This is a genomic window from Salmonella sp. SJTUF15581 (assembly GCF_043356775.1).
Classification (GTDB): domain Bacteria; phylum Pseudomonadota; class Gammaproteobacteria; order Enterobacterales; family Enterobacteriaceae; genus Salmonella; species Salmonella enterica.
The window spans coordinates 99,670-122,837 of the sequence record NZ_JBEUJY010000011.1 but is presented as its reverse complement, the minus strand read 5'-3'; the positions used below and the strand labels follow the sequence as shown (position 1 = coordinate 122,837).

The following is a 23,168-nucleotide window of genomic DNA, read 5'->3' as shown; positions in this document are numbered from 1 at the left end:
TACCTCATGGAGAAATGGAATGTTTAGGTTTAACCCTTTCGTTCGGGTAGGGCTTTGTATGTCCGCAGTTACGTTGGCCTGGCCGGTTGCCGCGGCAACGGATGATGGTGAAACCATGGTCGTTACCGCGTCCGCCATCGAACAAAATCTGAAAGATGCGCCAGCAAGTATCAGCGTCATTACCCAGCAAGATTTACAGCGCAGGCCCGTGCAAAACCTGAAAGATGTCCTGAAAGAGGTGCCGGGCGTACAGCTCACTAACGAAGGGGATAACCGTAAAGGCGTGAGTATTCGTGGTCTGGACAGCAGTTATACGCTGATCCTGATCGACGGTAAGCGCGTTAACTCCCGTAACGCGGTCTTCCGCCATAATGATTTTGATCTGAACTGGATACCGGTTGACGCTATCGAACGCATTGAAGTGGTGCGTGGCCCCATGTCCTCGCTGTATGGCTCCGATGCGCTGGGCGGCGTGGTCAACATTATCACCAAAAAAATTGGTCAGAAATGGCACGGCAGCGTCACGGTTGACTCCACTATTCAGGAACATCGCGACCGTGGCGATACTTATAACGGTCAGTTCTTTACCAGCGGTCCGCTGATCGACGGCGTGCTGGGAATGAAAGCCTACGGTAGCCTGGCGAAACGCGAAAAAGACGAGCAGCAGAGTTCCGCCACCACCGCTACGGGTGAAACGCCGCGCATTGAAGGATTTACCAGCCGGGATGGAAACGTCGAGTTTGCCTGGACACCAAACGAAAATCATGACGTTACCGCAGGCTACGGTTTTGATCGCCAGGACCGGGACTCCGACTCGCTGGATAAAAACCGTCTGGAACGGCAAAACTATGCGTTGAGCCATAACGGACGTTGGGATCTCGGCAATAGTGAGCTCAAATTCTACGGCGAAAAAGTGGAAAACAAAAACCCCGGCAACAGTAGCCCTATCACGTCAGAAAGCAATTCGATTGACGGGAAATACGTTCTGCCGTTAGCGTCTGTCAACCAGTTCCTCACCTTCGGCGGCGAATGGCGTCACGATAAACTGAGCGATGCGGTGAACCTGACCGGCGGTTCCAGTACTAAAACCTCCGCCAGCCAGTACGCTCTGTTCCTTGAAGATGAGTGGCGCATCTTCGAACCGCTGGCGCTGACCACCGGTATTCGTATGGATGACCATGAAACCTATGGCGATCACTGGAGCCCGCGTGCTTATCTGGTCTATAACGCAACGGATACCCTGACGGTGAAAGGTGGGTGGGCCACGGCCTTTAAAGCGCCGTCGCTATTGCAATTAAGTCCGGACTGGGCGACCAACTCCTGCCGTGGCGGATGCCGCATTATCGGTAGCCCGGATCTGAAACCTGAAACCAGTGAAAGCTGGGAGCTCGGCCTTTATTACCGGGGCGAAGAAGGCATACTGGAGGGCGTGGAAGCGAGCGTTACCACGTTCCGTAACGATGTGGACAATCGCATCAGCATTAGCCGTACCCCTGACGTTAACGCCGCGCCCGGCTATTCCAACTTTGTCGGTTTCGAAACCAACAGTCGGGGACAGCGCGTTCCGGTCTTCCGTTATTACAACGTGAATAAAGCGCGTATTCAGGGCGTGGAAACCGAGTTGAAAGTTCCGTTTAACGAGGCGTGGAAACTGTCGTTGAATTACACCTATAACGACGGACGCGACGTCAGTAATGGCGGGAACAAGCCGCTTTCCGATCTGCCGTTCCACACCGCGAACGGTACGCTGGACTGGAAACCGGCGCAGCTCGAAGACTGGTCATTCTACGTATCAGGGAATTATACCGGGCGTAAGCGGGCCGACAGCGCAACGGCGAAAACGCCGGGCGGGTACGTGGTCTGGGATACCGGCGCGGCATGGCAGGCGACGAAAAACGTTAAACTGCGTGCGGGCGTTCTGAACGTGGGCGATAAAGATCTCAAACGCGACGACTACGGTTATACCGAAGACGGACGTCGTTACTTTATGGCGGTGGATTACCGTTTCTGACAGAGACTGGCGACAGCCGCGTTTTGCCGCTGTCGCCAGAATGTTATAACCGATGCAGCCTGGAGAGCAGCGCCAGCGACAGAGTCGTTAGCAGAATGGCGATCACCGCATAGATATAAACGCCCGACCACGCCCAGCTATTTTTCACCATAATTACCGGCACACCGGCCATTGCCGCGCCGACATAGCTGAACAATCCCCGAAAGCCGGTAATCGATCCCGCCGCATCCTTATGGGTCACATCCAGACAGCCGACGGCAAAAAGCATATGCGGTCCGTATAAGGCGAAGCCCATGATGGTGAACAGAATCGCGGTGAGGGTGTAAGAGGTATCCTGAACCAGCGGCACCAGCACGATGCATATGCACAGCGCTAACGCGAAGATTAATCCGGTCATCCAGCGGTTACTTTTGAACATAAAGTCAGACAAGTAGCCTGCCAGCAACCCACCTGCCAGTCCGCCCGCCTCAAACCAGGAAATAATCGAGTTCGCTTTTATCAGGCTCCAGCCGTGAACCTGCGAATAGTAAATCTGCGGCCAGTCGTTAAGGATAGTGCGCGCAATATAAACCGACATATCACCGATAATAATGATCCATACCAGTGGATTGGTCAGGATATATTTCACAAAAATCTGCCAGAAGCTCAGGTTGACCGGGCTGGCCTTGACCTGGGCCAGTTCCGTCGGGTCGTTACGCCACTGCCCCACGTTGGGCAAACCTAACGTACCGGGACGATCTTTAATGGTAAATAGCGCCACTATCCCCATCAGCAGCGAAATGGCGCCGGGAACATAAAACCCCATTTTCCAGCTACCGCTAAAGGCGATAGCAAAGCTGGTCAGCAGCGGCGCGAGGCTGCCGCCGATATTGTGCGCCGCTTCAACGATAGCCCACCAGCGTCCCCGTTCGTTTTTCGAAAACCACGAGGCCATAATTTTCGCCATCGGCGGAAAGCTGGTGCCCTGTAAGATCGCGTTGAGACTGTACAGCACGTAGAATGCCGCCACGCTGTCGGAAAAGCCGAACAGAATATTTACAATCCCCACGCCAATCAGCACCGGGCCGGTCATAGCTTTCGGGTTAATTTTATCGACCAGCATCCCGCCGACAAACTTCATCGCGCCATAAAGAATGTAAAAAATAGAAGACATAATGGCGAAGTCTTCTGCGGTCAGCGACGTTTCCGTCAGCATGGCCGGCATCGCGGCGGAGAAGTTTTTACGGGTAAGATAAAAGACGGCATAAGAGATAAAGACCGAGGCGATAATCTCAAAACGAAATTTTTTATAGGTCTGGTCTATCTCTTTTTTCTCTTTTACAATCGGCTTATCGGGCTGGCTGAAAATAAATGTTTTTATACTCATTTTAAAATTCCCTTCCGGCGAGGTGAGTCGCGTTATAATTCATCTTCAATAAGAAAAAGAAGCAATTCGAAACCGTGATAATTAATCTGATGGTGGATTTTTTCTCGTACAACCGGCTTCGCTTTCCAGGCAATACCGGTGCCAGCATGTTCTAACATCGGCAGATCGTTGGCGCCATCACCGCAGGCAATAATATTCTCCGTGGTAATATTTAACCGGGCAGCCAGGTCAACCAGCGTCTGTTTTTTGTTTGCGGCATTCATAATCGGCAAAGTAATGTTATCCGTCAGAACGTTATCGCGTATTTCAACCGTATTCGAAAAGGCATAATCCAGTTGATACCGTTCTTTTAGACGCTGGGTGAATATATCCAGTCCCCCGGAGATAATCGCGGTTTTAAATCCTTTGGCCTTGATGACTGGCAGAATAGTTAACAGGCCTGGCGAAAGGGTCATGCGATCGCATACGGCGTTCAGCACTGCTTTCGGCGTGCCTTTCAACATTCCGATACGTCGGGTAAAACTGGCGTTAAAATCAAGCTTGCCCTCCATCGCCTGTTGGGTAATGGCGGTGATTTGCGTCGATATGCCAAGCTCGCGGGCAATTTCATCCACGCCTTCTTCCGCAATAAATGTCGAGTCCATATCAAACGCGATAATACCGTTAGCAGGCAGTGGCTGCGGCTTAATAAAAAAATCAAACTGCCATTGCAATGAGAGTTCGCGTAAATAGCGATAAAATTCAGGCGTCAGACATTCCGCTGGCAGCGTAAGCTTTAAATAAGCGGTATTGATAAGCGCGGCATAACGTTTATCAAATAATAGCGGAAATGGCATGGTGACGGCATTAAATAACGTTTCCTGTAATTTTTTCTGAAACGTATCGATATCCTGTGTAGTAATAAAATAAATAATGCTCATATGATAACTCCCTTAATTTACGGGTATTATAATGACTCTTTTGCGGCGTGGAATCTTGTGCTATCACAGATATCACAGCCAGAAAAGGGCTAAAAAAGCGTTGTTTTTGATACCAGGTAAAGTTCAGACACAAAAGGTATCACTTTTGATATGCCAACTGTGCGAGGATGTTATTTATTACTGAACGCGAATGAGACTGAAAGGATTGATATAACGATGGAGAGTTGCCTTGATATATTCAAAATAGTAATAGGTCCATCCAGCTCACGTACCGTAGGGCCGATGCGCGCCGCCTGTCACTTTATTTCATTGCTCAGAGAACAAGAGACGTTGCCGCTAATTCGGGAAATTGAAATCGAGCTGTATGGCGCGTTATCGTTAAGCCGCAAGTGCCACAATGTGGATACCGCCCTGTATCTTGGGCTGCTGGGTTGCCAGCCGGAGAATGTCGATCTCCGTTCGCATATGGCGGTGATTAAGCGTGCGGAAAATGAAAACAAAATCGAACTCCCGCTCTCTGACGCGGGCGGAATCACGATAAAAGTCAAGATTATCGCCAATCACCAGGCGCATCCAGGCCATCCTTATGCCATGACGTTTCGCGCCAGAGATGATTATTTCACGGTGTATGAAGAGACCTGGTTTTCGACCGGCGCCGGACAGGTTCGCAAACATGGCGAGCCGCTGACGCCATCGCTTCCTTTGCGTACAGTGTCGCCCTTTGAATTTAGTCATGCCGCGCAGTTGCTGGCGCTGTGTCGGCGTAACGGCCTGTCCGTGGCGGCGCTGATGATGAAAAATGAGCTGTGCCGCCACTCGCCACAGACGTTGCAGAATTATCTGGCGCAAATATGGGACGTGATGCAGCAGGCGGTTTATCGCGGCCTGCATACTGAGGGGGTATTACCCGGTCCCTATCAGGTACCGCGGCGCGCCTGTGCGTTACATAAGACGTTACAGGCTAACCGCTCCGCCAGCGATTTTTTAACCGCGCTGAACTGGGTCAATGCCTTCGCGATTGCGGTAAGCGAAGAAAATGCCAGCGGCGGACAGATTGTTACCGCGCCAACCAATGGTGCGTGCGGCATCATTCCGGCAGCGCTCTGCTGGTATGATAAATTTGTCACGCCGCTGGAGCCCGGTGCTCTGACCCGTTTCTTCCTGACCGCCGCCGCTATCGCGATATTGTTTAAACAAAACGCCTCTATTCTGGGATCTGAAGTTGGCTGTCAGGGGGAAGTCGGCGTGGCGTGCTCAATGGCGGCGGCGGGCCTGGCTGAACTGATGGGCGCATCCGTGGAGCAAACGCTGAGCGCCGCTGAAATTGCCATGGAACATCATCTGGGATTGACCTGCGATCCGCTGGGCGGGCAGGTACAAATTCCCTGCATAGAGAGAAACGCCATCTCTGCCGTGAAAGCGATAAACGCGGCGACGATGGCGATGAGTCGCGTAAGCGAACCCTGTATTTCGCTCGATGAGATCATTGCTGCGATGTACGAGACCGGTAAAGACATGAGCGCTAAATACCGTGAAACGTATCATGGTTCGCTGGGGAAAATTCAGCCGCGCAAGAGAGGGTAACAGCGTGAAATACAATACGATGAATAACGACGAGATTATCCTGTCGTTGTGCGCCCGCTTAAAGGAGACGCGCCTGTCTCTTTCGATGACCCAGCAGCAGCTTGCCGATCGCGCGCACGTTGGTATTGCCACCATCAAGCGTATCGAGAAGGGGGGAGGGCTCAATCTTGATACGTTAATTTCTCTCCTGCGGGCGCTGGATAAGTTGCATAATCTTGATGCGGTGCTGTTTGAATCCGAGCTGCGTAATTTTCACGAAAGTTATGAAGGCGGAGAGGGCAGCGGCCGCCTTCAGGTACGCCAGCAGGCCGCGGATTTAAATAATAAATCTTCCGCGCCGCAGTCGGAGGAGGTGAACTACAGCGCGGCGCTGGAAAATTCATTATGTTGGTGACGTCTCACGCTCGTCCCGTAAATACCGGGCATGAAAGCGCAGATGGTCCTCGATGAAGGACGCAATAAAATAATAGCTATGATCGTAGCCAGGCTGGATTCGTAGCGTCATCGGCCAGGCGGTTTGCCGCGCGGCTTCCGCCAGTACGGCGGGCTGAAGCTGATCGGCGAGGAATTGATCGCTGTCGCCCTGATCGATGAGCACAGGAATGGCGTCCTGCGGCTGGCTGGCCAGCATTAATTCGCAGCTATCCCACTCAGTCCAGGCTGATTCATCTTCGCCGAGATAAGCGGTAAGCGCTTTGATTCCCCACGGCACGCGGCTGGGGTTGACGATGGGCGCAAAAGCAGAGACGCTGGTGTATTTGCCCGGATTTTTCAGCGCCATGATTAATGCGCCGTGGCCGCCCATCGAGTGTCCGCTGATGGCGCAACGGTCGCTGACGTTAAACTGTGTCTGGATAAGCGCCGGAAGCTCATCGCGCAGGTAATCGTACATGCGATAATGGCTGGCCCAGGGCGGCTGTGTGGCATTGAGATAAAATCCGGCGCCGTGGCCTAAATCGTATCCGCTATCGTCGGCGACCTGTTCACCGCGTGGACTGGTATCCGGCATCACCAATACAATGCCCAGTTCTGCTGCGATACGCTGCGCGCCTGCTTTGGTGGTAAAATTCTCATCATTGCAGGTCAACCCGGACAACCAGTACAGTACCGGAGGCGGTTCATTATCCTGAGTCGGCGGAAGAAAAATGCTGAATGTCATGGCGCAGTTTAGCGTGGCGGCATGATGACGCCAGCGCTGCTGCCAGCCGCCAAAACATCGGTGCTCTTCGAGCATTTCCATGCGGGGGCTCCTTTTATGGTGAACCTGATAAGGTATGCAGATTCTTCATAATACAGATTATTCACCGCGTTGTGAGTAACTTTCACTTCCGTAATACATAAACATGCTTCATCATTTAAATAACGTTGCGTTAACAAATATGCCCTTTGTCCTGCCATCATTCTCGCACCGGAAAAGATGTCATGAAAGGCAGCGACAATTTCAACAATTATGGGCGTGAATACTGGATTATGTGCGCTACCTCACGCACAATAATCACACTGTCACAATATTGACAAACTTTGCCCCATGCAGGGCAGAGGCGCCACACCTGCAGGAGAACACGATTAATGCCATCACTCAGTAAAGAAGCGGCCCTGGTTCATGACGCGCTGGTTGCCCGGGGGCTGGAAACGCCGCTGCGCCCGCCTATGGATGAACTGGATAATGAAACGCGAAAAAGTCTTATCGCAGGGCATATGACTGAGATTATGCAGTTGCTGAATCTCGATTTGAGCGATGACAGTCTGATGGAAACGCCGCATCGTATCGCTAAGATGTACGTTGACGAGATTTTCGCCGGCCTCGACTATGCCAATTTCCCGAAAATTACCCTCATTGAAAATAAAATGAAGGTGGATGAAATGGTCACCGTCCGCGATATCACGCTGACCAGCACCTGTGAACATCACTTCGTGACCATTGATGGCAAAGCGACCGTCGCGTATATCCCCAAAGATTCCGTGATCGGCCTGTCGAAAATTAACCGCATCGTGCAATTCTTCGCCCAGCGTCCACAGGTTCAGGAACGTTTGACCCAACAAATTCTGACGGCGCTGCAAACCTTGCTCGGCACCAATAATGTAGCGGTATCGATTGATGCGGTGCATTACTGCGTGAAAGCGCGCGGTATTCGTGACGCAACCAGCGCCACGACGACGACGTCGCTGGGTGGATTGTTTAAGTCCAGCCAGAATACGCGCCAGGAGTTTCTGCGTGCCGTTCGCCATCATCCATGATTAAGGCGGAGACGATGGAGCGTAATGTCACGCTGGATTTTGTACGTGGCGTCGCTATCCTCGGTATCCTGCTTCTTAACATTAGCGCCTTTGGATTGCCGAAGGCGGCTTATCTCAATCCCGCCTGGTACGGCGCGATCGTTCCCGAAGACGCCTGGTCCTGGGCGATTCTCGATATTGTGGCGCAGGCTAAGTTTCTTACGCTGTTCGCGTTGTTGTTTGGCGCGGGGCTACAAATGCTGCTTCCGCGTGGTAAACAGTGGATTCAGTCGCGCTTAACGCTATTGGTACTGTTAGGTTTTATCCATGCGTTATTCTTTTGGGACGGCGACATTCTGCTGGCCTACGGTCTGGTCGGGTTAATTTGCTGGCGACTGGTACGCGACGCGCCTTCGGTAAAAAGCCTGTTCAATACCGGCATACTCCTTTATCTGGTCGGGATTGGCGTGCTACTGCTGCTGGGCGTGGTATCGAGTAGCGAAACCAGCCGCGCCTGGACGCCGGATGCGTCGGCAATATTGTATGAAAAATACTGGAAGCTGAACGGCGGCATGGAGGCTATCAGCAACCGGGCAGAGATGCTGTCGAATAGTTTACTGGCGCTCGGCGCGCAGTATGGCTGGCAACTGGCGGGTATGATGCTGCTGGGCGCCGCGCTAATGCGTAGCGGCTGGCTGAAAGGTCAGTACAGTCTGCGGCACTATCGCCGTACCGGGGTTCTGCTGGTGGCGTTAGGGCTAATGATCAACCTGCCTGCGGTCATTTTACAATGGCGGCTGGACTGGGCGTACCGCTGGTGCGCCTTCTTATTGCAGGCGCCGCGCGAACTGAGCGCGCCGTTGCAAACGCTGGGCTATGCCGCGCTGATGTTTGGCTTCTGGCCGCAGCTTAGCCGATGCAGACTGACGCTTGCCATTGCCTGCGTAGGGCGAATGGCGCTGACCAATTATCTGCTGCAGACGATCATCTGTACCACACTGTTTTATCAGTTTGGCTTATTTATGAAATTCAATCGACTGGAACTCTTGTTCTTTGTCGTTCCGGTATGGGCAATAAACCTTCTCTTTTCCGTCATCTGGCTACGTTTCTGGCGACAGGGACCGGTCGAGTGGTTATGGCGTCAACTCACGTTGCGCGCGTCAGGATCGCTCAGATAACGATCTGGATCACATTCATTAACAAAATGGCTGTAACCGTTTCCATCCCTGTGATGTTTCTCACGCAGCCCTGGGCAGGGTGCTGACAAAATAGCCGCCTGCTAACGGGGCATTTGTGAGCATTTTTGAACTCAAACAGGGCAGTGAATATGATCACCATTCGTGATGTAGCGCGCCAGGCTGGCGTGTCTGTAGCGACCGTTTCCCGCGTACTGAATAACAGCGCGTTGGTCAGTCCCGACACCCGTGACGCCGTTATGCAGGCCGTCACCCTGCTGGGATATCGACCAAATGCGAATGCGCAAGCGCTGGCCACCCAGGTGAGCGACACCATCGGCGTCGTGGTCATGGATGTTTCCGATGCCTTTTTCGGCGCTCTGGTGAAAGCCGTAGATCTGGTCGCGCAGCAGCACCAGAAATATGTTCTCATTGGCAACAGTTATCATGAGGCGGAAAAAGAGCGCCATGCGATTGAAGTCTTGATCCGTCAGCGTTGTAACGCATTGATTGTTCACTCAAAAGCCTTAACCGATCGCGAGCTGAGCGACTTTATGGATCAGATCCCCGGTATGGTGCTGATTAACCGTATCGTGCCGGGTTATGCGCATCGTTGTGTCTGTCTCGACAATGTGAGCGGCGCCAGAATGGCGACCCGAATGTTGCTGAATAATGGACATCAACGCATCGGCTACCTGGCCTCCAGCCACCGTATTGAAGATGACGCGATGCGCAGAGAAGGGTGGTTACACGCGCTGCAAGAGCAGGGGATTGCTGCGTCGGAGAGCTGGATAGGCACCGGCACGCCGGACATGCAAGGCGGCGAGTCGGCAATGGTTGAGTTGCTGGGACGCAATCTGCAACTGACGGCGGTATTTGCCTATAACGATAACATGGCGGCGGGCGCGCTGACGGCGTTAAAAGATAACGGCATCGCCATTCCCTTGCATCTGTCTGTCATCGGTTTCGACGATATCCCTATTGCTCGTTATACCGATCCTCAGTTGACTACCGTGCGCTATCCTATTGCTTCTATGGCGAAAATCGCGACCGAGCTGGCGTTACAGGGGGCTGCAGGCACGCTGGATATCACGGCGACGCACTGCTTCATGCCGACCCTGGTACGGCGCCATTCGGTGGCATGGCGACAGAATGCGGTACTGATCACTAACTGATTACGCCCCGCATGTAACCGTTTTCAATCTGTGAGTAAATTCACAGTTTATTAACATTGTGATAGCTATGATGACAACGTTTGTCGCACTGTAACTAACGTGTAACAGTTAGTTGTCAGTTTTGCTGGGGTATTTCGCTTATAAAAACCGTTATCACAATATCCCGCGACTACCGGACAAAAATAAAGAGTTGAATAAGAGCTTATCCCATTAGGGCTATTTTACTTGCCATTTTGGACCTGGGCAGTGCTCGCCAAAACGCGTTAGCGTTTTGAACGCCGCTTGCGGCGGCCCGAAGGGCGAGCGTAGCGAGTCAAACCTCACGTACTACGTGTACGCTCCGGTTTTTGCGCGCTGTCCGTGTCCAAACTGGCTGCGCCAATAACGCCTGGTGGGATAGGCTCTAAATACGCTTCGGCGTTCAGTAACACGCGTTAACGTGCTGAACAGCCGGGCATTTTTTTACGCTATACCCTACATAATAAAACCGGAGCTACCATGAATAAGAAGGTACTGACCCTTTCTGCCGTGATGGCAAGTCTGTTATTCGGCGCGCACGCGCACGCGGCTGATACTCGTATTGGCGTGACGATTTATAAATATGACGATAACTTTATGTCCGTGGTGCGTAAGGCTATTGAAAAAGATGGCAAATCCGCGCCGGATGTTCAGCTACTGATGAATGACTCGCAAAACGATCAATCTAAACAGAATGATCAAATTGACGTTTTATTGGCGAAAGGGGTTAAAGCTCTGGCGATTAACCTGGTCGACCCGGCAGCCGCCGGTACGGTGATTGAGAAAGCGCGCGGGCAAAATGTGCCGGTGGTGTTCTTTAACAAAGAGCCTTCCCGCAAAGCGCTGGACAGCTATGACAAGGCGTATTATGTCGGGACTGACTCTAAAGAATCCGGTGTGATTCAGGGCGACTTGATTGCCAAACACTGGCAGGCGAATCAGGGTTGGGATCTGAATAAAGACGGTAAAATTCAGTATGTTCTGCTGAAAGGCGAGCCGGGGCACCCGGATGCTGAAGCCCGTACGACGTATGTGGTGAAAGAGTTAAATGATAAAGGTATTCAGACCGAGCAACTGGCGTTAGACACCGCCATGTGGGATACCGCGCAGGCAAAAGATAAGATGGATGCCTGGCTGTCTGGCCCGAACGCTAACAAGATTGAAGTGGTTATCGCGAATAACGATGCGATGGCGATGGGCGCGGTAGAGGCGCTGAAAGCGCATAATAAATCGTCGATTCCGGTCTTTGGCGTCGATGCGTTACCGGAAGCTTTGGCGCTGGTGAAATCGGGCGCGATGGCCGGTACGGTACTGAATGACGCCAACAATCAGGCGAAAGCGACATTCGATCTGGCGAAAAACCTCGCCGAAGGCAAGGGCGCGGCTGACGGCACCAGCTGGAAGATTGAGAACAAAATCGTGCGCGTGCCTTATGTCGGCGTGGACAAAGACAATCTGAGCGAATTTACCCAAAAATAACTTTTCCGTCTGTGGGCGCAATTTTGTTGCGCCCTGAAACCGTGGAAGGATGACGTGCCGCAGACCGGATAACGTATTTCTTTTGCCATCCGGCGCGGATAGTCATAATTAAAAAGGCCGACAGGGTATCATTATGGGCAGCACGATTTCTCCGTCGTCGGGTGAATATTTGTTGGAAATGCGTGGCATTAACAAATCATTTCCCGGCGTGAAAGCGCTTGATAATGTCAACTTAAACGTTCGTCCGCACTCTATTCATGCATTAATGGGCGAAAACGGCGCAGGCAAATCAACATTATTAAAATGTCTTTTCGGTATTTACCAAAAAGATTCCGGCAGCATTGTATTTCAGGGAAAAGAAGTGGACTTCCATTCGGCGAAAGAAGCGCTGGAGAATGGGATTTCGATGGTACACCAGGAGTTAAACCTGGTATTACAACGTTCGGTCATGGATAACATGTGGCTGGGACGTTATCCCACCAAAGGTATGTTTGTCGACCAGGATAAAATGTACCAGGATACCAAAGCGATATTTGATGAACTGGATATCGATATTGACCCGCGCGCGCGCGTAGGAACGTTATCCGTTTCGCAAATGCAGATGATCGAAATTGCGAAGGCGTTTTCCTATAACGCTAAGATCGTTATTATGGATGAACCGACCTCATCGTTAACTGAGAAAGAGGTTAATCATCTGTTCACCATTATTCGCAAGCTGAAAGAACGCGGCTGCGGAATTGTTTATATCTCGCATAAAATGGAAGAAATTTTTCAATTGTGCGATGAAATTACTATTTTGCGCGACGGTCAGTGGATTGCCACCCAGCCGCTGGAAGGGCTGGATATGGATAAGATCATTGCGATGATGGTCGGGCGTTCCCTAAACCAGCGCTTCCCGGATAAAGAAAATAAGCCGGGCGACGTGATCCTGGAGGTTCGTCACCTGACCTCGCTACGCCAGCCTTCCATTCGCGATGTCTCCTTTGATTTGCACAAGGGCGAAATTCTGGGCATTGCCGGTCTGGTTGGGGCAAAGCGTACCGATATCGTCGAAACGCTGTTTGGCATTCGTGAGAAGTCGTCCGGGACAATCACTTTACATGGCAAGAAAATTAATAATCACACTGCGAACGAAGCGATTAACCACGGTTTTGCGCTGGTGACGGAAGAGCGTCGTTCCACCGGAATTTACGCCTATCTGGATATCGGATTTAACTCATTAATTTCGAATATCCGTAATTATAAAAATAAAGTGGGGTTACTGGATAATTCCCGGATGAAAAGCGACACCCAATGGGTCATTGATTCCATGCGGGTAAAAACGCCGGGGCATCGCACGCAAATTGGTTCACTTTCCGGCGGCAATCAGCAAAAGGTGATCATTGGTCGTTGGCTATTGACGCAGCCGGAAATATTAATGCTGGACGAACCGACCCGCGGCATTGATGTCGGCGCAAAATTTGAAATTTATCAGCTTATTGCGGAACTGGCGAAAAAAGGCAAGGGGATCATCATTATCTCTTCTGAAATGCCGGAGCTGTTAGGGATTACCGATCGTATCCTGGTGATGAGTAACGGTCTCGTTTCCGGCATTGTCGATACTAAAACAACAACGCAAAACGAAATTTTGCGTCTTGCTTCTTTGCACCTTTAAGATCAGGGGCTCCTTATGAGTGCGTTAAACAAGAAAAGCTTTTTGACCTGGCTGAAAGAGGGCGGAATTTACGTCGTTCTTTTAGTGTTGCTGGCGATTATTATTTTCCAGGACCCGACTTTTTTAAGTTTGCTGAATTTAAGTAATATTCTGACGCAATCTTCGGTACGTATTATTATCGCGCTGGGCGTGGCGGGACTCATCGTCACCCAGGGGACAGACCTGTCGGCGGGGCGTCAGGTAGGGCTGGCGGCGGTCGTGGCGGCAACATTACTGCAATCAATGGAAAACGCCAATAAAGTGTTTCCGGAAATGGCGACCATGCCGATTGCGCTGGTCATCCTGATTGTCTGCGCGATTGGCGCGGTGATTGGCCTGGTGAACGGCATCATCATTGCTTACCTGAACGTGACGCCGTTTATTACCACGCTTGGCACGATGATTATCGTTTATGGGATCAACTCCCTTTACTATGACTTTGTCGGCGCTTCGCCCATTTCCGGCTTTGACAGCGGCTTTTCCACCTTTGCACAGGGCTTTGTGGCGATGGGCAGTTTCCGGCTCTCATACATCACCTTTTACGCTCTGATTGCGGTAGCGTTTGTCTGGGTGCTGTGGAATAAGACCCGTTTTGGTAAAAACATTTTTGCTATTGGCGGCAACCCGGAGGCGGCGAAAGTTTCTGGCGTAAACGTGGCGCTGAACCTGCTGATGATTTATGCGCTCTCCGGCGTGTTTTATGCCTTCGGCGGCTTACTGGAAGCAGGGCGTATTGGTTCTGCCACCAACAACCTCGGCTTTATGTATGAACTGGATGCGATTGCCGCGTGCGTTGTCGGGGGAGTATCGTTTAGCGGCGGAGTGGGGACGGTCTTCGGCGTGGTGACCGGCGTCATTATCTTTACCGTCATCAACTATGGCCTGACCTATATCGGGGTAAACCCGTACTGGCAGTACATTATCAAAGGCGGCATTATCATTTTCGCCGTGGCGCTGGACTCGCTGAAATACGCGCGTAAGAAGTAGTTATCCAGACCTATTACTTTGCTTATCAGATAACCCGGCGCAGCGAAACTGCGCGCCGGGCTTCATACCGCGAGCTACAGCGTTAACGCGTGTTCTTTTTCGCCTTTTTTAAATTTGACCTCGCCTAAATCAATACAGGCGACCGGGCAGACATGACCGCACAGCAGACAACCGACGCATTTTTCCGTATTGCAATGCGGCGTGCGGCTGTGTTCATCCCACTCCATCGCCTGATGACCGCCGTCATAGCAGGAGATATAGCAACGTCCGCAGCCGACGCATTTCTCCTGATTAATCCGCGGATAGACGATATAGCTGCGATCCAGGTCTTCCGCCGGGATAATATTGCCATTCGCCAGCCCGATCATCTCCTGTAATGAGGCAAATCCCTGATCGACCAGATAGTGGCTGAGGCCGCTCGCCATATCTTCTACAATGCGATAACCGTATTGCATAATGCCTGTCGTCACCTGTAGGGTCGCCGCGCCCAGCAGCAGAAATTCGGTAGCGTCTTCCCAGGTTTCAATGCCGCCGATACCGCTAATCGGGAAATCGCGCAGTTCAGGGTGCATTCGCAACTGCTGGATAAAACGCAGCGCAATGGGTTTCACCGCTTTTCCTGAATAACCGGAGATACTGGATTTACCGTTAACCACCGGCATCCCGATTTTGCGGTTCAGGTCGATGTTAGTAATGGATTTCACGGTGTTGATGGTGGCGATACCGTCGGCTCCGCCGCGTTTAGCGGCCAGCGCGACTTCGCACATATCGCCAATATTCGGCGTCATTTTCGCCAGCATTGGCAAAGATGAACCGCGTTTTACGGCGCGGCAGTATTTTTCAACCAGCTCCGGGCTTTGCCCTACATCGCTTCCCATGGCGTGCGAGGTCATCTGCGGGCAAGAGAAGTTACACTCAATCATATCCGCGCCGGCTTCTTCAACCAGACGCGCCAGTTCCTGCCACTGCTGCTCATTTTCCCCCATGATGGAAGCAATCAGCACCTTATCCGGATAATCCTGTTTTAGCCGTCGAATGGCGGCCAGATTCTCTTCCAGCGGATGCTCAGCAATTTGCTCCATGTTTTTGAAACCAATAAAACCGGTATCTTCTTTCGTCAGGTGATCAAAACGTGGAGAGACTTCGTTGGCAATAAAAAAACCAATGGTTTTAAAAACGATCCCGCCCCAGCCGGTATCATAGGCTTTGGCGCACATCTCATAACAATTGCCTACCGGAGAAGAAGAAAGGCAAAACGGATTGGGAAACTTAACGCCGCAAAAGGTAACAGACAAATCTTTTGTTAACATGAGCAGGCCTCCTCTAAATAATGATGAATAGCCTGAGCGGCTTCTTTTCCGGTTTTTACCGCATAAACGACGGTCTTATCACCTTTAACAATATCGCCAGCGGCAAAGATCGCCGGGTCGTCGGTTTGATAATTGTGCGTGTCGATAATATTACGCTGCGCTTTTATCTCCGCAAAGGCATCCAGTCGCGCGTGCTGCCCCACGGCCAAAATAATATTTTCCGCTTCCAGCGTCAGTTCTCCTGAGTGGCGTACATGGTGGAAGGTCACTTTATTTCCACTGACGGCGACAGGCGTAAAGCCATCAATAATCGATACGCCTAATGCCTGCGTGCTGGTAAATTCTTTTTCGCTGGCGGGGAATTCGGCTAATTCTTCCCGCGCCACGCAGGTGACGGAAGGGCAGCCGAGAATTTTTAACGTACTGGCGACATCCATCGCTACGTCGCCGCCGCCAATAATTAATGCGCTACGCGGAACGCTAATATCGCCGTCGGCCTGACGGGCGCGCTGTAAAAAATCAACGGCAATCTCTACGTGACTGGCTTGCTCAAATAACGGTAAATCAGAGCCACAGGACATCCCGACGGTCATCAGCACGGCGCGATATTCGGCTTTGAGTTGCGCAAGCGATAGCGACCCGCCCACGTCACAATTACATTTAATATTGACGCCCATTTCTACAATGCGGGCAATTTCCTGATCGAGTACGCTTTGCGGCAGACGAAATGCCGGGATGCCGTGACGCAGCCATCCGCCGGGCTGCGGCTGTTTTTCGTAAATGGTGACGTCATAGCCTAAATGTGTGAGCGTCACGCTTGCCTGCAAACCTGCCGGACCCGCGCCAATAATCGCGACTTTCCCGCGTGTTTTACTCCCGGGCTGATAAATCTGCATGGCAGTCTGCTGTTCAAAATCGGTAATAAAACGTTGCAGGCGTGCAATATCAATAGGTTTATCTATTCCGGAACGTGTACATCCGCGCTGGCATAATTTTTCCGTCGGACAGACTCTGGCGCAGACGGCGCCAAGCGCATTATTTTCCCGGATAGTTTCCGCTGCGCCTTTAAAATTGCGAAAGTAAATAGAACGAATAAATTTCCCCGGATCGGTTTGCGCCGGGCAAGCCTGACTACAGGGCGCATCGTGACATAATAAACAACGGGAAGCCTCTTTTATTGCCAGTAATGGCGTAAAACCAGGCGTGAGTTCATCCAGATAATTTTGTTGCGGCATATAATCTTCCTTAATGCTTGAATAAATTAAGGCGAAACGCAAATAACGCGTTTTAATGATCCAAAATCTACCGCCAGCCTAAGCATTGAAAGAAGGGTATTCTGTGAAAGAATTCACAAAAAAATGAAACCAGAATGCAAAACAGCATTTGTTCCTTATATCATAATAATAACTATTCTCAATTTTAAAGGGATAATAAATAGATTAACGATAAAAAAGAAGATAAATAATCATTCCAGTAAATAAAAAACCGCAACCGGTATAAAGAAAAAGATAAGACCAATATTGTACGGGATCGGCATGGCGATAGACATAAACCGGTTTTCGCGCATTTTTGACAACTTTATCTACCGCGCCGGTTCGCCAGCCTTTCCAGGCCTCACGGAAGCAAAAAAGCGGGAGTAGCAGAAAGGCTAATATGACAAATATCGTCTGTACATCCATGATCATTTCCCTTTTTTCTTTTCCAGTTCAAGCAATTGTTCCGGCGTAACGGCCGGATACCCCTGGGCGTCATTCGGCACCTGATGCTGCGTGGGAATAGGTACCAGCGGGCCTAAAAAACGCGGTTCGCGTTTAAAAATATAGAGATCCGCCAGCGCGCTAAAGCGGGCGCCAAATTCGCGCAGGCGCACTGTCAGCATATTTTTGGGCGAAGGTACCGCGTAACACTGCGCCTGAATGCCCATATGCAGCGCAATAAACAAGGCGCGTTCGCAGTGGAAGCGCTGAGTGATGATAATAAAGTCGTTGGTATCAAACACTTTGCGGGTACGCACAATGGAGTCAAGCGTACGGAAGCCAGCGTAATCAAGCACAATGTCCGCAGGATCGACGCCCGCCGCGATAAGGTCTTTGCGCATGGTCATCGGTTCGTTATAGCTTTGCAGGGCATTGTCGCCGCTGAGCAGCAGGTAATTGACTTTACCGCTATTGTAAGCGTTTAACGCGCCCTGGATACGATAACGATAGTACTGATTAATGACACCCTTGCGATAGTATTTGGCTGTCCCTAACACGACGCCAACCTGGCGGTAGGGGAGATCCTGTAGCTCGTCATAGATATAGGGCGCTGTTTTCCAGCTCATCCACCGATCGAGGCCAAGCACCGTCAACAGCAGCAAGCCTACCAGGACCAACAGGCTGTAAAACACGCGCTTTAACATGCAGGAAACTCGATACCAGGATGAAAGTACGATCAGGCTACTGTACCCGAAGACGTAGCGCAAGAAACCGCCGTCTGATTGCGGAGATTTTCAGCATGATTTCCCTTGTATCGGGTCGCGGGAGAGGAGAGTCAGGCCGGATAAGACGCCAGTGCGTCGCTATCCGGCACATTTGCTTAGCCGAGAAGGACGCGGTCAATATTATGGCAACCTAACGCTTTCAGCGTTGCGGCGGTGGCATCCCATTGAATTAATGCCGCATCGCCTTTTTCCGCCAGAATCGCGCGCTGAATATCCGCATAGTCATAGCCATTGAGACTCAGCAGGTTTAGCGCGCCTTGCAGCGGGGGGAGCGTAGGGTTAAAGGCGGCGTTTTCCGCATAGCTGCCGGTGAAAATACGGCCATCTTTACATTCCAGCGCCACGCCGCTCGGTGAGTGGCTATAAGGCATATGGCTCTTATTGGCTGCCGTAATCGCCGCTTGCGTTAGCGTATCGCCCGTTAACGTAAAGCCATGATCCTGCTCGTCCATCAGCAGCGTTTTGATCTCCAGATCTTTTGGCCCGAAAGCGTCAGGCAGATAATCGCGTAACGTATGCGGCGCGCGGCCCGGCAGATGAATGCGCAGATCCAGACCGCTGTTCAGCTCGTTCATAAACTGGCGACAGTGGCCGCAAGGCGTGTAGTTAACGGTGACGGCGGCGAGCCCTTTTTCGCCGCGTAGCCAGGCGTGGCTAATCGCGCTTTGTTCAGCATGCACAGTTTGTTGCATGGTGGCGCCCAGGAACTCCATATTCGCGCCGAAATACCAGTTGCCGCTAACGCCGCGCGCAATCGCGCCGACGTTAAAATGGGACAAATCGGTACGGGCGCAGGCCGCCGCCAGAGGTAACAGTGCGAAAGCCAGCGCGTCTTCGTCCAGTCCCGCCGTATTTTTAAGCGTCGAGACCTGCTCTGCGGTCAGCATGGCGGGAAAATGGTGGTCCGCCAGGATAGGGGCCAGCGCTGATTGCAAATTATCCGCAAGCTGGGCAAAAGCAGTTTGAAAACGTGGATGCATGGCGTTGCCTCATAACAATGTAATGGAACCGTAGTTTACGGGCCTGCTATGTCTTAATATGTGATCTAAATCTCATTGCTTATGCAACTTGTGAAACTTAAATGAAAAATGCGCGACGTATCGCAAATTTTAACCCGGTCTTTTGTCCCGTCGTTAGCGCATTACCGCCAGAATGAGCGGAAACAAAAAGGGCGCTACCAGCGAGGTAATAATGCCGCAGATCACCAGCGCCAGGGAGCTAAACGCGCCTTCCTGGTAATCCAGCTCGGCGCAGCGCGCAGTACCGAGCGCATGTGAGGCGGTCCCCATTGCCAGCCCGCGTGCGGCTTTAGTACGGATGTGCATCGCGTTTAACAGCGTGTGGCCAAACACCGCGCCCAGAATACCGACAAAAATTACGCATACCGCGCTGATCGCGGGGATGCCGCCGATGCTGCCGCCCACCGCCATCGCGATAGGCGTAGTCACGGATTTAGGCAGTACCGATGCCGCGATTTCAGGCGTTGCGCCCATCAGCAAGGCAACGGATGTTCCGGTAATCATCGCTACCAGACTGCCGACAAAACAGATGCTAATAATGGATTTCCAACGCGCGCGAATCTGGTGCAACTGTTCATAAAGGGGATAGGCCAGCGCCACCACCGCCGGTTGCAGCAGATCGTTAAGTACTTCGCTGCCTTTGAAGTAGTGCTCGTAGGGAATACCGGTCAGCAACAGAAAAGGAATAATGACTACCATTGCCACCAGCAGCGGATTCAGCAACGGCATTTTAAAATGCGCCGCCAGTCTGCGGGCGGCGAAAAATACCGCCAGCGTCAGCGGTAACGACCACCAGATATATGTCATCATTTTTTCGTTCCCTTCTGCCCAACCACTTTACGCTCACCGTGTATCAGATGTGAACTCCAGCTTACGACCACAAAAACGACCAGCGTACTGATAGCGCAAGAGACCACCACCGGGCCGAATTGCGCGCGCAGTAAATCAAAATATTGCATGACCCCGACGCCAATCGGCACAAACAGCAACGCCATATAACGAATCAGCACATAGCAGCCGGGGTTAACCCACTTTGCCGGCAGAATTTGCAGCGCCAGCAACACAAACAGAATTAACATCCCGATAATGCTGCCGGGAATAGTGATAGGAAGCAGTGATGCAAGAAAAATGCCTGCGTACAAACAGGCATAAATCAATACAAAAGCGCGTATATATTGCCAGATAATATTCAGTGACTTACTCATGTTTAAAGCCCTTGATGAGATGGATTCATCATACAATTAAACGTTAAAACGTGCTACCGATCACATCATGAATTCTTAGCATAGTGGGTATAGACAGCAGGAACATCGGGCAATGCCCCTGGTCGGCGGCGTTAAACCTGGGCTAAAAAATACAAAAAGCGACTCAGGGCCAAAGACGGCGTCTCATTCTTACGCCAGAACATCCCTACGCTGCCTTTTTGCTCAATTTTTGGCAAGTTTAAAATCGCCAGTTGCCCCTGGCTGGCATAGCGTTGCGCCAGCCGTAAAGAAAGAATAGAGATCATATCGCTGCTTTGCAGCAAATTGGTGCTGACGTTCATTGACGCCGATTCAATGGTGTTTTCCGGGAGCATGACGCCATTATCGACGAGGGCGTTATCAATACTGATGCGAATAGGGGTGCCGGTTGGCCAGACTATCCACCGCCAGTGCGCCAGATCGCTCCAGGCGATCTGCGCTCGCGCGGCCAGCGGATGGTGCGGACGCGCCACAAAGCAGACCGGCTCGGTATAAAGTACCTGATAATTAAGCGGCAGTTGCAGGGCGCGGCCGCCGACACGCCCTACCACCACATCCACCTGACCGGCAAGCAAATCGTGCAGCAGCGGCGTCATTACCTTTTCTTCAATATTCAGATGCAGCGTCGGCATTTCGTTAAGCAGGCTCAGAATCGCCTGTGATACGCAGTCAGTCGCCACGGGCGAACAGCCGATCTTCAGGCTACCAACCAGGCCGCCCTGCTTGAAACGGGCGATTTCATACTGTGAACGCTCCAGATCGTTAATTAGGCGCTGGGCGTGCTGGAGCAGTAATTTACCGCCTTCCGAGGGCCGTAGCCCTTTACTGTGGCGCTCAAAAAGCGTGATGCCTATCTCATCTTCGAGTTGAGATAACCACTTCGATAGCGCCGGCTGGGAGATATTCATCATCCGGGCGACGTGCGTCAGGTTGCCCTGTTCGCCCAGCGCAACCAGCGTTTGCAGGTGATGTAATTTCAATTTCTGCGCCCAGTTCGCCATTCGCTATAACCTCCAGGTTATGTCTCTGCCTGAAAAGCCATTGTACATTTTATCGCTCACTCTACAAACTCGTAACATAGCAAACATAAAAACAACATCTATCTCCCTGCACTGAGGCATTAGCTATGACTCAACGACGTGATCTACAAGCCCTTATTGATGCCGCGCCCGTCGGCAAAATGCAGTGGCGCGTTATCATCTGCTGTTTTCTGGTAGTTATGCTCGACGGTTTCGACACCGCCGCGATTGGCTTCATCGCCCCGGATATTCGTACTCACTGGCAGCTAAGCGCCAGCGAACTTGCGCCGCTGTTTGGCGCAGGGCTGCTGGGGCTTACGGCCGGCGCGCTGCTATGCGGGCCGCTGGCGGATCGTTTTGGCCGCAAGCGGGTCATTGAGCTTTGCGTGGCGCTATTCGGCGCATTGAGCCTGCTTTCCGCTTTCTCGCCGGATATAGAAACCCTGGTGTTGCTGCGCTTCTTAACCGGTCTGGGACTGGGCGGAGCGATGCCGAATACCATCACCATGACGTCGGAATACCTTCCCGCTCGTCGACGCGGAGCGCTGGTCACGCTGATGTTCTGCGGTTTTACCCTGGGGTCGGCGATGGGCGGGATTGTGAGCGCGCAACTGGTGCCGCTGATTGGCTGGCACGGAATTCTGGCGTTAGGCGGCATCTTGCCTTTGATGCTGTTTTTCGGCTTGCTGTTCGCGCTGCCGGAATCTCCCCGCTGGCAGGTACGTCGCCAACTACCGCAAGCCGTTGTCGCCCGGACGGTCAGCGCCATTACCGGCGAGCGCTATCACGATACGCAATTCTTTCTGCATGAGACGGCAGCCATCGCCAAAGGCAGTATTCGCCAGCTTTTTGCCGGGCGACAGCTTGTCATTACCCTGATGTTATGGGTGGTGTTCTTTATGAGCCTGCTCATTATCTATCTGCTTTCCAGCTGGATGCCGACGTTACTTAACCATCGAGGTATTGATCTGCAACAGGCGTCGTGGGTGACTGCCGCATTCCAGGTTGGCGGCACGCTTGGCGCGCTGTTACTCGGCGTGTTGATGGACCGGCTTAACCCGTTCCGGGTACTGGCGGTGAGCTATGCGCTGGGCGCGGTTTGCATTGTCATGATAGGCCTGAGCGAAAACGGCCTTTGGCTGATGGCGCTGGCGATTTTTGGTACCGGCATCGGTATTAGCGGTTCCCAGGTCGGGCTTAATGCTCTGACGGCGACGCTGTACCCCACCCAAAGCCGGGCGACGGGCGTGAGCTGGTCGAACGCCATTGGACGCTGCGGGGCGATTGTCGGTTCGCTCTCCGGCGGCATGATGATGGCCCTCAATTTCTCTTTCGATACGTTGTTTTTTGTCATTGCTATTCCGGCGGCTATCAGCGCGGTAATGCTTACCCTGCTGACGGTGGTTGTCCGCCTTTCGATTTCTGTACCTGACGACCTGCCGCGTGCCAGCGTCGTAAACGAATAAGGA

The 23,168-nt window shown here is 52.0% G+C and carries 21 protein-coding genes; 10 read left to right on the top strand and 11 right to left on the bottom strand.

Annotated elements, in window-relative coordinates:
* The first annotated feature begins 19 nt into the window (after positions 1 to 19).
* Positions 20 to 2,011 carry a catecholate siderophore receptor CirA gene (gene cirA, locus ABVN36_RS18165; RefSeq protein WP_000488251.1) on the top strand — a complete coding sequence of 664 codons (1,992 nt, stop codon included), beginning with the start codon at positions 20 to 22 and terminating at the stop codon, positions 2,009 to 2,011.
* A gap of 43 nt (positions 2,012 to 2,054) precedes the next feature.
* On the opposite strand, the gene ABVN36_RS18160 is transcribed toward cirA, so the two are convergent.
* Together ABVN36_RS18160 and serB are read right to left on the bottom strand one after the other, a co-directional pair.
* On the bottom strand, positions 2,055 to 3,377 hold the full coding sequence (locus ABVN36_RS18160; protein WP_000023807.1) for an MFS transporter: 1,323 nt from the start codon (positions 3,375 to 3,377) through the stop codon (positions 2,055 to 2,057).
* 32 nt (positions 3,378 to 3,409) lie between these two features.
* Positions 3,410 to 4,297, bottom strand: coding sequence for a phosphoserine phosphatase SerB (gene serB / locus ABVN36_RS18155; protein ID WP_023138363.1), 888 nt, complete (start codon positions 4,295 to 4,297; stop codon positions 3,410 to 3,412).
* Between the two features lie 216 nt (positions 4,298 to 4,513).
* On the opposite strand from serB, the gene ABVN36_RS18150 reads away from it, so the two are divergent.
* Both ABVN36_RS18150 and ABVN36_RS18145 read left to right on the top strand, forming a co-directional pair.
* Positions 4,514 to 5,881: an L-serine ammonia-lyase gene (locus ABVN36_RS18150; protein WP_001518989.1), complete on the top strand. Its 1,368-nt coding sequence runs from the start codon at positions 4,514 to 4,516 to the stop codon at positions 5,879 to 5,881.
* 4 nt (positions 5,882 to 5,885) lie between these two features.
* Complete coding sequence (locus tag ABVN36_RS18145; protein WP_000876817.1) at positions 5,886 to 6,275, top strand: helix-turn-helix domain-containing protein; 390 nt, start codon at positions 5,886 to 5,888, stop codon at positions 6,273 to 6,275.
* Here the strand turns inward: ABVN36_RS18145 and fghA are convergent.
* Positions 6,264 to 7,121 (bottom strand): S-formylglutathione hydrolase, encoded by an 858-nt coding sequence (gene fghA, locus ABVN36_RS18140; protein ID WP_000425488.1) that lies wholly within the window; start codon positions 7,119 to 7,121, stop codon positions 6,264 to 6,266. The genes ABVN36_RS18145 and fghA overlap by 12 nt on opposite strands.
* A gap of 329 nt (positions 7,122 to 7,450) precedes the next feature.
* Here fghA and folE point away from each other — a divergent pair, with 329 nt between their 5' ends.
* From folE to mglC, 6 genes are all read left to right on the top strand, one after another.
* Positions 7,451 to 8,119: a GTP cyclohydrolase I FolE gene (gene folE, locus ABVN36_RS18135; protein WP_001139611.1), complete on the top strand. Its 669-nt coding sequence runs from the start codon at positions 7,451 to 7,453 to the stop codon at positions 8,117 to 8,119.
* Between the two features lie 14 nt (positions 8,120 to 8,133).
* On the top strand, positions 8,134 to 9,276 hold the full coding sequence (gene yeiB, locus ABVN36_RS18130) for a DUF418 domain-containing protein YeiB (RefSeq protein ID WP_001518079.1): 1,143 nt from the start codon (positions 8,134 to 8,136) through the stop codon (positions 9,274 to 9,276).
* Positions 9,277 to 9,425: 149 nt separating this feature from the next.
* Positions 9,426 to 10,448, top strand: a complete 1,023-nt coding sequence (galS, locus tag ABVN36_RS18125) for an HTH-type transcriptional regulator GalS (protein ID WP_000628631.1) — start codon at positions 9,426 to 9,428, stop codon at positions 10,446 to 10,448.
* 498 nt (positions 10,449 to 10,946) lie between these two features.
* Complete coding sequence (gene mglB, locus ABVN36_RS18120) at positions 10,947 to 11,945, top strand: galactose/glucose ABC transporter substrate-binding protein MglB (protein ID WP_001036943.1); 999 nt, start codon at positions 10,947 to 10,949, stop codon at positions 11,943 to 11,945.
* Positions 11,946 to 12,078: 133 nt separating this feature from the next.
* Complete coding sequence (gene mglA, locus ABVN36_RS18115) at positions 12,079 to 13,599, top strand: galactose/methyl galactoside ABC transporter ATP-binding protein MglA (RefSeq protein WP_000535913.1); 1,521 nt, start codon at positions 12,079 to 12,081, stop codon at positions 13,597 to 13,599.
* A 15-nt stretch (positions 13,600 to 13,614) separates the two neighbouring features.
* Entirely contained in the window at positions 13,615 to 14,625 is a 1,011-nt protein-coding gene (gene mglC, locus ABVN36_RS18110) for a galactose/methyl galactoside ABC transporter permease MglC (RefSeq protein ID WP_001275101.1), read from the top strand.
* Between the two features lie 74 nt (positions 14,626 to 14,699).
* Here the strand turns inward: mglC and preA are convergent, their stop codons facing one another.
* From preA to ABVN36_RS18070, 8 genes are all read right to left on the bottom strand, one after another.
* The gene (preA, locus tag ABVN36_RS18105; protein ID WP_023138364.1) at positions 14,700 to 15,935 is read right to left on the bottom strand and encodes an NAD-dependent dihydropyrimidine dehydrogenase subunit PreA; all 1,236 of its coding nucleotides are present in this window, start codon (positions 15,933 to 15,935) and stop codon (positions 14,700 to 14,702) included.
* Positions 15,929 to 17,170 carry an NAD(P)-dependent oxidoreductase gene (locus ABVN36_RS18100; protein WP_023138365.1) on the bottom strand — a complete coding sequence of 414 codons (1,242 nt, stop codon included), beginning with the start codon at positions 17,168 to 17,170 and terminating at the stop codon, positions 15,929 to 15,931. The genes preA and ABVN36_RS18100 overlap by 7 nt, the downstream gene beginning before the upstream one ends.
* Positions 17,171 to 17,374: 204 nt before the next feature.
* Positions 17,375 to 17,620, bottom strand: a complete 246-nt coding sequence (locus ABVN36_RS18095; RefSeq protein ID WP_000605187.1) for a DUF2542 family protein — start codon at positions 17,618 to 17,620, stop codon at positions 17,375 to 17,377.
* The gene (sanA, locus tag ABVN36_RS18090; protein WP_000920081.1) at positions 17,617 to 18,336 is read right to left on the bottom strand and encodes an outer membrane permeability protein SanA; all 720 of its coding nucleotides are present in this window, start codon (positions 18,334 to 18,336) and stop codon (positions 17,617 to 17,619) included. Before sanA ends, ABVN36_RS18095 begins: the two co-directional genes overlap by 4 nt.
* Before the next feature lie 176 nt (positions 18,337 to 18,512).
* Complete coding sequence (gene cdd, locus ABVN36_RS18085; protein ID WP_000553526.1) at positions 18,513 to 19,397, bottom strand: cytidine deaminase; 885 nt, start codon at positions 19,395 to 19,397, stop codon at positions 18,513 to 18,515.
* Between the two features lie 153 nt (positions 19,398 to 19,550).
* Positions 19,551 to 20,246, bottom strand: coding sequence for a CidB/LrgB family autolysis modulator (locus tag ABVN36_RS18080; RefSeq protein ID WP_000989296.1), 696 nt, complete (start codon positions 20,244 to 20,246; stop codon positions 19,551 to 19,553).
* Complete coding sequence (locus ABVN36_RS18075) at positions 20,243 to 20,641, bottom strand: CidA/LrgA family protein (protein WP_000045719.1); 399 nt, start codon at positions 20,639 to 20,641, stop codon at positions 20,243 to 20,245. The genes ABVN36_RS18080 and ABVN36_RS18075 overlap by 4 nt, the downstream gene beginning before the upstream one ends.
* Before the next feature lie 131 nt (positions 20,642 to 20,772).
* A complete protein-coding gene (locus ABVN36_RS18070) occupies positions 20,773 to 21,681 on the bottom strand; it encodes a LysR substrate-binding domain-containing protein (protein ID WP_000024658.1) in 909 nt (302 codons plus the stop codon).
* 125 nt (positions 21,682 to 21,806) lie between these two features.
* Between ABVN36_RS18070 and ABVN36_RS18065 the strand changes: the two genes are divergently transcribed.
* Positions 21,807 to 23,165 carry an aromatic acid/H+ symport family MFS transporter gene (locus ABVN36_RS18065; protein ID WP_000194218.1) on the top strand — a complete coding sequence of 453 codons (1,359 nt, stop codon included), beginning with the start codon at positions 21,807 to 21,809 and terminating at the stop codon, positions 23,163 to 23,165.
* Positions 23,166 to 23,168: the final 3 nt, after the last annotated feature.